Below are 12,372 nucleotides of genomic sequence, written 5' to 3'. Positions count from 1 at the left end.
AGGTCTTCCCGCAGGCGGTTGGGGAGGCTGTGCGCGAAGGTCAACGGACGGGGGTGCGCTGCGGGCCGGCCACGGGCCGGAGCAGGTCACCGGAGCCGTCCAGCTCGAGCTGGGGCGCGGTGTCCTGCAGGGCGCCGGCCGCCCAGAGCCGGTGCACCACGACCCCGCCGACCACGGCGCCGAGCACGCCGAGACCCAGGTCGCTGAGGGTGTCGGCATAGGCGAAGGCTCGCTCGCTGGACCCGGAGAGGAAGGCGAAGTACTCCCCGATCTCCCAGACGATTGCTCCGGTAGCGCCGAAGGAGAGCGCGCGCTCCACGACGAGCGCCAGGCCCGTGGTGCGGTGCAGCGTCAGCAGCACCACCGCGGCCGCCAGCAGGGCGAGGTTGATGAAGTGCATCCAGTCGTCGAACCAGACGATCTTGTCGTAGAGGTCGAGGCGGTTGCCGAGCACGTCGGAGAAGCAGGTCACGGTGACCAGCAGCGACGGGACCCACGGGTAGGCGGCGCGGTCGCGCCAGTTGTTCCACCAGATCAGCGGGATGGCGAAGGCGAGCAGCGGGTAGGCGACGGCCCGGGCTTCGGCGCCCTTGCCCTCGAGGTTGGCCCACTCGGGGCTGATCAGCGTGATCGCCAGCATCATCAGCAGCAGCGCCTTGAGCGCCACGTCCGCCGTACGCACCACCGAGAAGGTGGGAGTGGGAACGGCGTCAGGCAGGGCGACAGGATCTGGGCTCACCTGGCCGGATGCTACCGGGGAGAGGCCAGCTAGTACGGACGCACCCCGAGCGCAAGGGGCGTTCGTCACTTGTGGCGCGGGTCCCGGGACCACGACACACCCGCGCACCCAGCCTTACGCTCGGGCCATGTGGGATGGGTCAAGCACACCAGAGGAGAGCCCCAGGGCTCCGGTCACGGTCTTTCTGCTCGATGACCACGAGCTGCTCCGCCACGGCATCCGCAGTCTGCTGGAACGGCAGGGCGACATCGTGGTGGTCGGCGAGTCCAGCAGCGCGGCCGAGGCGGCCCGTCGAATCCCGGCACTGCGCCCGGACGTCGCGATCCTCGACGTGCGGCTGCCGGACGGGTCGGGGGTGGACGTCTGCCGACAGGTCAGGTCGATCGACCCGACCATCGCGGTCCTCATGCTCACCTCCTACGACGAGGACGAAGCGCTCTTCGCCGCCATCATGGCCGGCGCGGCGGGCTACGTCCTCAAGGAGGTGAAGGCCGCCGACTTCGTCGACAGCGTCCGCCGCGTGGCCGGCGGACACTCGATGCTCGATCCCGTGGCGACGTCCCACGTCCTCGAGCGTCTGCGTCACGGCCCGCCGAAGGACCCGCTGACCAAGCACCTGACTCCCAAGGAGCACCAGGTGCTCGAGCTGGTCGGTCAGGGACTGACCAACCGGCAGATCGCCGAGCACCTCGGACTGGCGGAGAAGACGACCAAGAACTACGTCTCCATCATGCTGGGGAAGCTGGGGGTGGAGACGAGGACCCAGGCGGCGATCATCGCGACGCGTCAGGACCATCACCCCTCGCGCTGAAGACCTCGCGACGCCCGATCCCGAAGAGCGGTCCATGCTCTGGTGGGACCTGTGAGCCATTGGTAACGTAGATCACATTCGCTGCCAAGGAGTGAGCATGCGAGAGTTCTCGGGCGGACTCGACGGGGGGAGCGTGCCTCCGCCTGTCAGCGGCGACCCTTCATTCGAGGACCTCATGAAGAAGGCGTCCGAGGACCACCTCGTCGGACACGACGAACGGCGATGGAGCCTGCTCCTGCAGATGGTCGCCACCCTCGCCACGGACCTCTCCCTGGACGAGGTGCTGGCCAGGATCGTCGAGGCCGCCGCCCGCCTGGGCGGCGGGCGGCGAGCCGCCCTGGGCGTTCCGCACCAGGACCAGGCGGACCAGCTACGCGTGCTCGTCACGTACCAGGTCGACGTGCCGGGTGATGTGACCGGTGACGTGCCAGGTGACGTGCCAGGTGACGTGCCCGGTGACGTGCACCCGTCCGGTCAGGACCCGTTCCACGGTCAGAGCCGGTTCCCGGAGGGTCCCGGCGTGCTGAGCATGCTGCTGGACCAGCACCCGCGGCACTGGCACGACGAGCACGCCCCTGCCGTCCCCGCGCCGCGCGCGGGCGGGACGGCCGCAGGACCCGGCCTCACCGTTCCGGTCCGGCTGCACGACCGTGTCTTCGGTGCGCTGGTGGTCGAGGAGAGCGTGGCCCCCCACGGCTTCAGCCGGACCGACGAAGAGGTCGTGACGGCGCTCGCCGCGGCGGCAGGCATCGCCATCGACCATGCCCACCTGCGCGAGGAGGCCGGCCGGCGGGAGCGCTGGCTGGGGGCCGCGGCGGACCTTGGCACCGCGATCCTGCACCCGGACGGGGACGAGCTGGCCCCGCAGATGGTGGCCGACCTCGCCGTCCAGATCGCGGGGGCCGACCTGGCGTGGGTGGCCACCGGGGCGGACGCCGACAGCCTCCGGATCCAGGCCGTCGCCGGTCGTCAGGTGGACCCGAGGGTCCTTGCCGCGGTCGACCTGACACGTTCTCTGGAGCACTGCGTCGCGGCGACCGGGCGTCCCCTCACCGTCGAGGACCTCACGCGTCACCCGCGCAGCGCGGACGTGGCTCAGTCGCTCGGGGCCGACCCGACCGGCCGGGGCGTCCTGGTGCCACTGGCCCTGCCGGACGGCCGGGCCGGCGTGATCTGTCTGGCCTGGCGACGCGACGTCGACCCCACCGAGGTGCTTCAGGACGTCTCGTTGCCGGCGTTGCTCGCGCAGCGCGCATCCTCCGCCCTGCAGGTCGCGGCGTCGCTGCGGGAGCGGGAGCGGTCGGTCGTGGTGGACGAGCGCGACCGGATCGCCCGCGACCTGCACGACCTGGTCATCCAGCACCTGTACGCCGTGGGCCTCGAGCTCCAGACGATCGCGCTGGGTCACGACCCGGAGGAGATGCGACAACGGCTCGAGCGCACGGTGGACGACATCGAGGAGACCATCCGCGACATCCGTCGCAGCATCTTCGCGCTCGGCTCGGTGCACGACGCGACCGACCCCCGCAAGATGCTGCACGAGGTGGTCGAGCGGGCCGGGCGGACCATGAAGCTCCACCCCACGCTCCGTTTCCGCGGACCGGTCCGAGCCCTGGTCACCGACGAGCTGATCGACGACGTGCTCGCCGTGGTGACCGAGACCCTGACGAACACCAACCGGCACGCCGGTGCGCAGCTGTGCGCCGTCGAGGTCAGCGTGGTCGACGGGATCTCCGTCCGGGTCACCGACGACGGCAAGGGCATGGACGGGGCCGGTGTCCGCAGCGGGCTGGAGAACCTGCGTCGGCGTGCGGAGCTGCGCGGTGGTCACCTCGACGTGATCTCGGCGCTGGGGCACGGCACCAGCGTCGTGTGGTGGGTGCCCCTGCCCGCCCCCGCGGGCTCGGCGGCGGCCCCTGTGCGCTCAGGCGCCTCGCGACGAGGCGGTGGGAAGGCGGACGCCTGAGGCTCCGGCCGTTCCGCTCAGATGTCGGTCTTCACGTGCGAGAGCACGGTGGTCAGGATCTCCGCCAGGGCCGCCCCGACCGCCGCACCCACGCCCACGCCGAGCGCGAGGAGCAGCAGGATGCTGAGCACCAGACCGGTGCGACGCCTTCGCTCCAGGAACCCGGGTCCGACGGTGCGGGATGCCTGCGGGTGCTGGTAGACGGTCATGTCTCCAGCCTCGTCGTCCGGCCCCCTGCCCAGGAGGGCCGAGGGACCGGTCCGAGGGAGGACCTAGGGCCTGCCTGCCCGAGGTCGGGAGACCAGGACCGACCTCAGGAGATCGCGGCGCCGATGGACACCAGGACCAGGGAGGCGACGAACAGGATCCCGACCAGCGGCATCACGAACCGCAGGTACTGGTCGTAGCGGACCTTGGCCAGGGCCAGCCCGCCCATCACCACCGCGGACGTGGGGGTGATCAGGTTGACCACGCCGGAGGCGGACTGGAAGGCGGTGACCACCATGGCCCGGGAGACTCCCGCGAAGTCCGCCAGGGGCGCGAGGATCGGCATCGCCAGCGCCGCGTGCCCCGACGTCGAGGGGACCAGGAACGCCAGCGGCACGTTGACCAGGAACATCAGCCCGCCGAAGACCCACGAGGAGGTGTCGGAGACCGCGCGCTCCATGGAGTGCAGGACCGTGTCGGTGATCTCGGAGTTGTTCATGATCACGGTGACGCCGCGCGCCAGGACGATGACCAGACCGACCCCGATGAAGTCGCCGGCGCCCCGGACGACGCCGTCGGTGACGCCCTTCTCCCCCAGCCCGCCGACCACGCCTACCACCAGCGACATCACGATGAAGAGCGCAGCCAGCTCGGGGAAGTACCAGTCCAGCTGCCAGACGTAGCTGTCTGCCTCGGGACCGTTGATGATCTGCGCCCACGGCACGATCGCGAAGATCATGAAGACGAAGGTCAGACCCACCAGCGTGAGCACGAGTCGGTCACGGCCCGAGAGTCGCTGGACGTCACGCACGCCCTGGGCGATCAGCTCGTCGTCGCCCTCGACGGGGCCCACCAACGACTTCGTGGAGTCCGCCCTGGTTCGCTTGGCGTAGCGCAGCACCCACCAGATGGCGATGGGGACGAGCAGGACGTACATGAGCAGCCGGAAGCCGATGCCGTCGCCGATGGAGATGTCTGCCGAGTCCGAGGCGACACCCGTGGCGAACGGGTTGACGGTGGAGGCGAGGACTCCCACCCCGGCACCGACCATGATCGTCCCCGTCGCGACCATCCGGTCGTAGCCCAGCGCGAGCATCAGCGGGATCACCAGCGTGTAGAAGCCCAGGGTCTCCTCGGCCATCCCCTCGGTGGTGCCGCCGATGGAGAACAGGACCATCAGGACCGCGATCAGCAGCCAGCCCCGCGACCGCATGCGCAGCGCGACCCGGGCGACACCGTTGTCGATCGCGCCGGTCTGCATCGCCAGGGTGATGAAGACACCGATGGCCAGCACGAACAGGAACACGCCGGCAGCACCGTAGAGCTCGCCGCTCTCGTAGGGACCGACGAAGCCGTCCCCGTTGAGCACGCCGTACAGCCCGTTGACCGGGGCCAGGAACAACTGCATCAGCCGGTCCCCGAAGGAGAGACCCGCGTCGACCCGCTCGTAGGTCCCGGGCACCGGACGCCCGGTGTCGCCGTCGGTCTGGTACGTGCCGGTGGGGATGACGAAGGCCAGGAGCCAGACCAGGACCGTGACTGCGAACAGCACGGTCAGGGCGCTGGGGAACCGGAAGGACTTCGGCTGGTCCGCGTCGGGGGAGAACGGGTCGGGCTCTGAGCTGTCCGGCTCCGGGTGGGTGGGCCGATCGTTGGTCGACATGGGCAGGCCTCTCTGCAGCGACGTCCTGGTCAGCGAAGCACCGACCCGCGGCAGCCGAGACCTGTCGTAGGTCCCTGGGAGGAGGTGACCTCCGGCCCTCATGCCGGGGCGGTGCACGCGGTTGCCTGGGACGACACGATCAGAAGGAGGAGCCCGATGGCGTTCCAGGTTCAATCCGAGGTGGGTCTGCTCAAGCGGGTGATCCTGCACCGACCGGGACTCGAGCTCAAGCGGCTCACGCCGAGCAACAAGGACGAGTTCCTGTTCGACGACGTGCTGTGGGTCAGACGGGCCCAGCACGAGCACGACGCGTTCGCCGGTGCCCTCCGTGAGGAGGGGATCCAGGTGCACCTGCTCGCCGATCTGCTGAGGGAGACCCTCGCCATCGAGGACGCCCGCGCCCACGTCCTGGACGGCACGGTCAACGAGCTGGTCTACGGGCCTGTCGCGACCCCGCTCATCCGCGACCTGTTCGACCTGATGCCCGACGACGAGCTGACCGAGGTGCTGATCGGCGGGATGACCAAGGCGGAGCTGCTGGAGCGCACCGACACGCCGTCGTCCGTGGTGATCCAGGCTCTGCACGACGAGGACATCCTCCTCCCGCCGCTGCCCAACCACCTCTTCACCCGGGACACCTCGGCCTGGGTCTACGACGGGGTCTCGATCAACTCGATGCGCAAGCGGGCGCGGATGAGGGAGACCGTCCACTACGAGGCCATCTACCGCTTCCACCCCCTGTTCAAGGGGGAGGACTTCCGCCTCTGGGGCGAGGGGTCGATCAACGGTCAGGCGACCACCGAGGGCGGCGACATCCTGGTGATCGGCCGGGGCGCGGTCCTGGTCGGGATGAGCGAGCGCACCACCCCCCAGGGCGTTGAGCGGCTGGCACGCAAGCTCTTCAAGGCGGGCAGCGCACGCACCGTGGTGGCGCTCCAGATGCCTATGTCCCGGGCGTTCATGCACCTGGACACCGTGATGACGATGGTCGACGACCACACGTTCACCAAGTACGCCGGCCTGGGCATGCTCCCCTCGTTCACCATCGAGCAGGGCGAGGAGGAGGACGAGCTCGCCGTCACCCCCCACCCGCCGGAGGACATGCACAAGGCGATCGCGCAGGCCCTCGGCCTGGACGACATCCGGGTGCTGACCCCGACCCAGGACGTCCGGGCCGCCGAGCGCGAGCAGTGGGACGACGGCTGCAACGTGCTCGCGCTGCGGCCCGGCGTGGTGGTCGCCTACGAGCGCAACGTCACCACCAACACCTACCTGCGACGCAAGGGCATCGAGGTGATCACGATCCCGGGCGCCGAGCTCGGCCGTGGCCGCGGCGGTCCCCGGTGCATGTCGTGCCCGCTGGACCGCGAGGGGATCTGAGATGGCCTTCAACCTGCGTCACCGCAACTTCCTCAAGGAGCTGGACTTCACCCCGCAGGAGTGGCGGTTCCTGCTCGACCTGTCCGCCGAGCTCAAGCAGGCCAAGTACGCCGGCTCCGAGCAGCCCCGGCTGGTGCGCAAGAACATCGCGCTGATCTTCGAGAAGACCTCGACCCGTACCCGGTGCTCCTTCGAGGTGGCCGCCCACGACCAGGGTGCCTCGGTGACCTACCTGGACCCGACCGGCTCCCAGATCGGGCACAAGGAGTCGATGGAGGACACCGCCCGGGTCCTGGGCCGTCTCTACGACGGCATCGAGTACCGGGGGTCCAGCCAGAACAACGTGGAGGTCCTCGGCGAGTACGCCGGGGTGCCGGTGTGGAACGGGCTGACCGACGAGTGGCACCCCACCCAGATGCTCTGCGACATGATGACCATGCGCGAGCACTGCGCCAAGCAGGACCGCGACATCGCCTTCGCCTACCTGGGCGACGCCCGGAACAACATGGGCAACTCGTTGCTGGTCACGGGCGCGATGATGGGGATGGACGTGCGGATCGTCGCGCCCAGCGAGCTGTGGAACGCCCCCGAAATCGTCGGGGCGGCATCCTCGCTGGCCGAGGAGACCGGCGCCCGGATCACCCAGACCGAGGACGTGGCGGAGGGGGTCCGGGGGGCCGACTTCATCTACACCGACGTGTGGGTCTCGATGGGCGAGCCGGCCGACGTGTGGGCCGAGCGGATCGAGCTGCTCCGGGACTACCAGGTGGCGATGGGGGTCCTGGAGGCCACCGGCAACCCACACGTGAAGTTCATGCACTGCCTGCCGGGGTTCCACGACCGGCACACCAAGGTGGGCGAGGAGATCTACCAGCGCACCGGCATGGACGCCCTCGAGGTCACCGACGAGGTCTTCGAGTCCAGGCACTCGATCGTCTTCGACCAGGCCGAGAACCGGATGCACACGATCAAGGCGGTCCTGGTCGCCACCCTCGGAGGCTGAGATGCGGATCGTGGTCGCCCTGGGCGGCAACGCCCTGCTCCAGCGAGGGCAGAAGCCCGACGCCGACGTCCAGGAGGCCAACGTACGGCGGGCGGTGACCTCGTTGGCGCCGCTGGCCGAGCACCACGAGCTCGTGATCACCCACGGCAACGGACCGCAGGTGGGCGTGCTGGCCCTGCAGAGCGCCTCGGACCCCCGGCTCTCCTCGCCCTACCCGTTCGACGTGCTCGGTGCCCAGACCCAGGGGATGATCGGCTACTGGCTGCTCCAGGCCCTGCAGAACGAGATCTCGTTCAAGCCGGTCGCCGCGATCATCAACCAGACCCTGGTCGAGGCCAACGACCCCGCGTTCGAGAACCCGACCAAGTTCGTCGGTGAGACCTACGACGAGGAGACCGCCCACAACCTGAGCGTGGCGAGGGGCTGGGACATGGCCCGGGACGGGAACGCCTGGCGCCGCGTGGTCGGCTCCCCCAGGCCCCAGCGGATCGTCGAGACCCGGCTGATCCGGCTGCTGCTGGAGAGCGGGGCGATCGTCGTCTGCGCGGGCGGGGGCGGGGTGCCCGTGGTGCGCGACGACAAGGGCGAGCTCGTGGGTGTGGAGGCGGTCATCGACAAGGACCTCGCCAGCGCCGTCCTCGCCGAGGCTCTCGACGCCGACGCCCTGCTCGTGCTCACCGACGTACCTGCCGTGATGCAGCACTGGGGCACCCCGGACCAGGTCCCGGTCCGGCGTGCCTCGCCCCCCAGCCTGCGAGCTCTCGGGATGCCCGCCGGCTCCATGGGCCCGAAGGTCGAGGCTGCCTCACGGTTCGTCGAGCTGACCGGCGGCTTCGCCGCGATCGGCAGCCTGGACGACGCAGCCGCGATGCTCGACGGCTCCGCCGGCACCATCGTCACCCCCACCGGGCGCTACAAGGGTCACTGAGCCGGGGGCAGCCGACGACTCGGCGCCTCGTCCAGTGCGTGCCTGGGCAACTGCCCGAGGAACCCGGGGCCCGGTGAGGACGGTCTCAGCCGCAGTGCCACCGCCAACGACGGCACGGCGTCCGGGCGGTACGGCGCCGGCTCCGCGCCCAGCTCGCGTGCGGTGGTCCACAGGCAGGCGACCAGCACCCCGAAGCCGAGGTGACCGAGGGTCTGGGCAAGGGACCACCAGTGGGCCGGGTCCCCGCCGTGCCGGTCCGGGAGCGCCAGCACCAGGAACCGCACCTCGGGGCGTTCCGCGGCCAGCAGGGTCAGCATTCCTGTGCGGTCCGGGCCGTACAGGGCGTCGAGCCGGTCGTGCCGTCTGTCCTCGAGCCCTCGTGCTGCGAGCCACCGGACGCTGGCCCCGGCATGCGAGGGGCGGCGGGCCTGCGCCAGCGCTGCTGCCACCACGTCCAGGACCCGGGGGACGTCGGTGCCCTGGAGCGCGCCCGGCGCGTCGACGAGCGCGGTGACCCGGCGAAGGCGCCCCACCGAGGTAGTGGTGGTCCCGTCCTCGTCGACCAGCTCAACGGTGCCGGTGGGTTCGGGGTGACGGCCGGAGACCGTCAGCGCCAGCGCCGTGTGCCCCGGCCCCGGCGCCCCGGCCATCAGGACGCACTCCCCCGTGGCGAGCCGCAGGGGTGCCAGCGGGGTCTCCGCGGACCGGGCCTCCGCGGACTGTTGGCCGGACACCCGCAGGCCGGTCACCGTGAGCTGCACGTGCCATCACTCCCCCGCCGGGTCCGGTCGATACCGCGTCGCGGGCGCACGAGGCCCCGGCTAGGTCCGCTTGAGGAAGGAGAAGGAGGCGCCCACCACCAGCAGCACCCAGGTGGGGAGGATGTAGGGCCAGGTGTAGTGAGGGAACGTCGTCGCGTCGTTCATCAGGAGGGTGACGACCGCGGTGACGACCGCACCGAAGGCGGCGTAGAGCCACGACGCCGTGCTGGAGTGGTGGAAGGTCACGGCCAGCGCGATGGCGGTCAGCACACCGGCGTACCCGGCCAGGCCGGCGTCGAGGGTGGCGTTGGTCTCGCCCATGGCGAAGGCGCACAGGGTGCCGATCACGCTGCCCATCAGCGCCGCGAGCCCGACCTTCCAGGAGGAGATGAACAGCCCGATCAGGATCAGCGCGCCGCCCCAGGCGCTGTTGACCAGCACCACCTCGGAGACGTTGCTCAGGATCGAGCGCCAGAACGCCTCCCCCGTGCCGTCGGTGACGTGCTTGGCGGTGGAGTCCAGGTGCACGCTCGTCGAGGCTGCGTACATGATCGAGGCTGCCGTGCAGAACGGCGCCGTGGTGTAGGGCAGGTTGTAGGCCTTGAGCCCGTCCGAGGCGAGGAGCCAGGCGAAGAACGCGGTCAGCAGCGCAGCCACCACGGAGCCCACCGCCGTCAGCAGGTACGCCCAGCCCTGGGTGCCCAGCGCCGCGAACATCGCCGCACCCAGCAGGCACCCGTTGAACCCCTGCATGCCCAGCGCGACGTTGTCCGCGCTGAACCGCAGCACGCACCCGGAGAGGGTGGAGACGACGGTGCCGATCGCGGCCAGGACCGCCATCTGCCAGTCGGCCACCAGGAACGCCGCCATGATCAGCAGACCGGTCCACGGACTGCGCTGGAAGAAGATCTGGGCGGGTCCCCGGCAAAGCGCGCGCCACGTCACCGCCTCGAGACGGTCGGAGACCTCTCTGGTCACCCACATCCCGCATCCCTTCGCTCGGCCCGCGCGCCGGCGAGCCCCGTGGTCGATCGGCCGTGTGGAGGAGCTGTCCCCGGTGCCGCTCCTGCACGCCGCCCCGGCGCACCTCAGACCGGTGTCCGCACGTCGGCGGGTCCTGGCCCACCTCCGATCCTGCGGCCTCTCCCCCGCCGTGCCCATGGTCAAACGACCCTGTTCATCTCGGCTACCCATCCGCCGCGCTGGGCGCCTGTGTGCCCTGTCGTGCCGGGAGGCCCGGAGCTACGCTCGGCGGCATGACTGCCGACGGCTTCTCCTCCAGCCCGGGGCGACGAGGCGCGCCGATCGACCACGGCCCCGCCGACCACGAGCCACCGCGGCTGCACCGGCGGCCGGACTACCTGCACCTGCCCGCCATCGGCCTGGTGATGGTCGGCGGTTTCGTCGGGGTGGCGGCCCGCGAGGGGTTCGAACTGTGGATCCCCGACGTCGACGGCCTCCAGCTGATGGTGCCCGTAGTCAACGTGCTCTCCAGCTTCATCCTCGGCTTCCTGTACGAGCTCCTCGCCCGCACCGCCCCCGCGCCCCGGGTGGTCGGCCGCTACAAGCTCCTGATTGGCGCCGGCTTCTGCGGGGGACTCTCCACGTACGGCCGGTTGACCGCCGACACGGCGGTCCTCCTGAACGACTCGCGTCCCGCGGACGCCATCCTCTACGCGCTCGGCACTGTCGTTCTGGGCGCCTGTGCCGCGTTCCTGGGGATCGTGGCCGCCCATATTGGCTCTGGACGACCCGGCAGCAGGGCGGAGACCACCTCGCCATGACGTTCTGGCTCTTCATGCTCGTAGTCCTGGCGGGGGGAGCGGGTGCCGTCACAAGGCTCGTTCTGGACGGACTGCTCCGGCAGCACTTCACGTCGCCCTTCGCCTGGTCGACGGCGATCATCAACTTGTCCAGCTCCCTGATGCTCGGTGCGGTGACCGGACTCGTCGCCAACTACTGGGTCGCGACCGACGTCGGCGCGGTCGTCTCCACGGGATACCTCGGGGGCTACGGGACGTTCAGCACCGCCAGCTACGAGACTGTCGAGCTGATCCGGCAACGGCACTACGGCACGGCCGTGGCCTACGGTTTCGGCGTGCTGGTCGGCGGCGTGCTGCTGGCGTTCCTGGGCTACCGGTGGGGACTCGCCGTCTGACTGCTGGTGCGCATGCAGGGTCCCGACGCACACGCAGGCAGCGATCGGGCGCCGGGACCTCTCGGGGACGGGCAGGGGGGACGGCACGGGCGTCCCGTGCCGTCCCCGATCGTCCGCCGGGCTGCCCCCGGCGCCCCCTCCGAGTCAGCCGTGCGTCTCCTGGGTGGCGCCCTCGCGCTCGCCGTCGCCCTCGTCCTCGAGCATCTCCCGCAGCTTCGCCTCCTGCTCGGACGACAGGTTGGTCTCGATCAGCTCGCCGTGGATGCCCTGCTCCTTCAACGACTCGTGCACCCGGTCGAGCACCGCGCCCGAGGTCATCACGAAGAGCGCGGAGGTGCCCGGGGTGACCTTCGCCCGGATCTCCTTGATGAAGTCGTCGTCGATCCCGACGTCGGTCAGGGCGCCGACCAGCGCACCCGAGGCCGCGCCGACCACCAGCCCGATCAGCGGGATGAAGAAGATCACCCCGAACAGCAGACCCCAGAACATGCCGCCCAGGGTGGCGGGGGCCAGCAGGCTGTTGGCCTGTCGCGTCCTGGGCTTCTTCTTGCCCTCGGGCCACGACACCGTGGCCGCGTCGAGGACCTGGATGAGCTCCTTCTTCGCCAGGTCCGCCAGGGCGTCCTCGGCCTGCTGCGCCCCGTCGGGGGTGTCGAACTTCCATACGGTCAGAGTTGCCACGTCGTGCTCCTACGGTCGGGGTGTGGTCGCGAGGACCCGGGCCCCTCGCAGGGCCCGACGACACTGACGCTAGGA

The 12,372-nt window shown here is 70.4% G+C and carries 13 protein-coding genes; 7 read left to right on the top strand and 6 right to left on the bottom strand.

Features of this window, described 5'->3' with window-relative positions; translation table 11 throughout:
- Positions 1–40: 40 nt before the first annotated feature.
- Positions 41–739 (bottom strand): hypothetical protein, encoded by a 699-nt coding sequence (locus H8838_RS09545; protein WP_181310946.1) that lies wholly within the window; start codon positions 737–739, stop codon positions 41–43.
- 127 nt (positions 740–866) lie between these two features.
- Here H8838_RS09545 and H8838_RS09540 point away from each other — a divergent pair, with 127 nt between their 5' ends.
- Both H8838_RS09540 and H8838_RS09535 read left to right on the top strand, forming a co-directional pair.
- Positions 867–1,550 (top strand): response regulator, encoded by a 684-nt coding sequence (locus tag H8838_RS09540; RefSeq protein ID WP_181310945.1) that lies wholly within the window; start codon positions 867–869, stop codon positions 1,548–1,550.
- A gap of 175 nt (positions 1,551–1,725) precedes the next feature.
- Complete coding sequence (locus H8838_RS09535; protein WP_181310944.1) at positions 1,726–3,516, top strand: GAF domain-containing sensor histidine kinase; 1,791 nt, start codon at positions 1,726–1,728, stop codon at positions 3,514–3,516.
- A gap of 17 nt (positions 3,517–3,533) precedes the next feature.
- Here the strand turns inward: H8838_RS09535 and H8838_RS09530 are convergent, their stop codons facing one another.
- Both H8838_RS09530 and H8838_RS09525 read right to left on the bottom strand, forming a co-directional pair.
- Positions 3,534–3,725 carry a hypothetical protein gene (locus H8838_RS09530; protein ID WP_181310943.1) on the bottom strand — a complete coding sequence of 64 codons (192 nt, stop codon included), beginning with the start codon at positions 3,723–3,725 and terminating at the stop codon, positions 3,534–3,536.
- Between the two features lie 104 nt (positions 3,726–3,829).
- Positions 3,830–5,386: a YfcC family protein gene (locus H8838_RS09525; protein WP_181310942.1), complete on the bottom strand. Its 1,557-nt coding sequence runs from the start codon at positions 5,384–5,386 to the stop codon at positions 3,830–3,832.
- A 156-nt stretch (positions 5,387–5,542) separates the two neighbouring features.
- Between H8838_RS09525 and H8838_RS09520 the strand changes: the two genes are divergently transcribed.
- From H8838_RS09520 to arcC, 3 genes are read left to right on the top strand one after another with little or no spacing between them, the layout of a single operon-like run.
- Complete coding sequence (locus tag H8838_RS09520; RefSeq protein WP_181310941.1) at positions 5,543–6,766, top strand: arginine deiminase; 1,224 nt, start codon at positions 5,543–5,545, stop codon at positions 6,764–6,766.
- 1 nt (position 6,767) lies between these two features.
- Complete coding sequence (gene argF / locus H8838_RS09515) at positions 6,768–7,769, top strand: ornithine carbamoyltransferase (RefSeq protein ID WP_181310940.1); 1,002 nt, start codon at positions 6,768–6,770, stop codon at positions 7,767–7,769.
- 1 nt (position 7,770) lies between these two features.
- On the top strand, positions 7,771–8,697 hold the full coding sequence (arcC, locus tag H8838_RS09510) for a carbamate kinase (protein WP_181310939.1): 927 nt from the start codon (positions 7,771–7,773) through the stop codon (positions 8,695–8,697).
- Here the strand turns inward: arcC and H8838_RS09505 are convergent.
- Together H8838_RS09505 and H8838_RS09500 are read right to left on the bottom strand one after the other, a co-directional pair.
- The gene (locus H8838_RS09505) at positions 8,691–9,458 is read right to left on the bottom strand and encodes an ABC transporter ATP-binding protein (protein WP_185996216.1); all 768 of its coding nucleotides are present in this window, start codon (positions 9,456–9,458) and stop codon (positions 8,691–8,693) included. The genes arcC and H8838_RS09505 overlap by 7 nt on opposite strands.
- A gap of 60 nt (positions 9,459–9,518) precedes the next feature.
- The gene (locus tag H8838_RS09500; RefSeq protein ID WP_181310937.1) at positions 9,519–10,442 is read right to left on the bottom strand and encodes an urea transporter; all 924 of its coding nucleotides are present in this window, start codon (positions 10,440–10,442) and stop codon (positions 9,519–9,521) included.
- A 272-nt stretch (positions 10,443–10,714) separates the two neighbouring features.
- On the opposite strand from H8838_RS09500, the gene H8838_RS09495 reads away from it, so the two are divergent.
- The gene (locus H8838_RS09495; protein WP_185996217.1) at positions 10,715–11,242 is read left to right on the top strand and encodes a fluoride efflux transporter FluC; all 528 of its coding nucleotides are present in this window, start codon (positions 10,715–10,717) and stop codon (positions 11,240–11,242) included.
- Entirely contained in the window at positions 11,239–11,616 is a 378-nt protein-coding gene (locus tag H8838_RS09490; protein WP_181310935.1) for a fluoride efflux transporter FluC, read from the top strand. Before H8838_RS09495 ends, H8838_RS09490 begins: the two co-directional genes overlap by 4 nt.
- Positions 11,617–11,760: 144 nt before the next feature.
- Here the strand turns inward: H8838_RS09490 and H8838_RS09485 are convergent, their stop codons facing one another.
- Positions 11,761–12,297: a DUF1269 domain-containing protein gene (locus H8838_RS09485; protein ID WP_181310934.1), complete on the bottom strand. Its 537-nt coding sequence runs from the start codon at positions 12,295–12,297 to the stop codon at positions 11,761–11,763.
- Positions 12,298–12,372: the final 75 nt, after the last annotated feature.

The organism is Nocardioides campestrisoli (genome assembly GCF_013624435.2).
GTDB classification, from domain to species: domain Bacteria; phylum Actinomycetota; class Actinomycetes; order Propionibacteriales; family Nocardioidaceae; genus Nocardioides; species Nocardioides campestrisoli.
The sequence above is the reverse complement of the archived record's forward strand: the minus strand, read 5'-3'. Positions and strand labels throughout refer to the sequence as shown.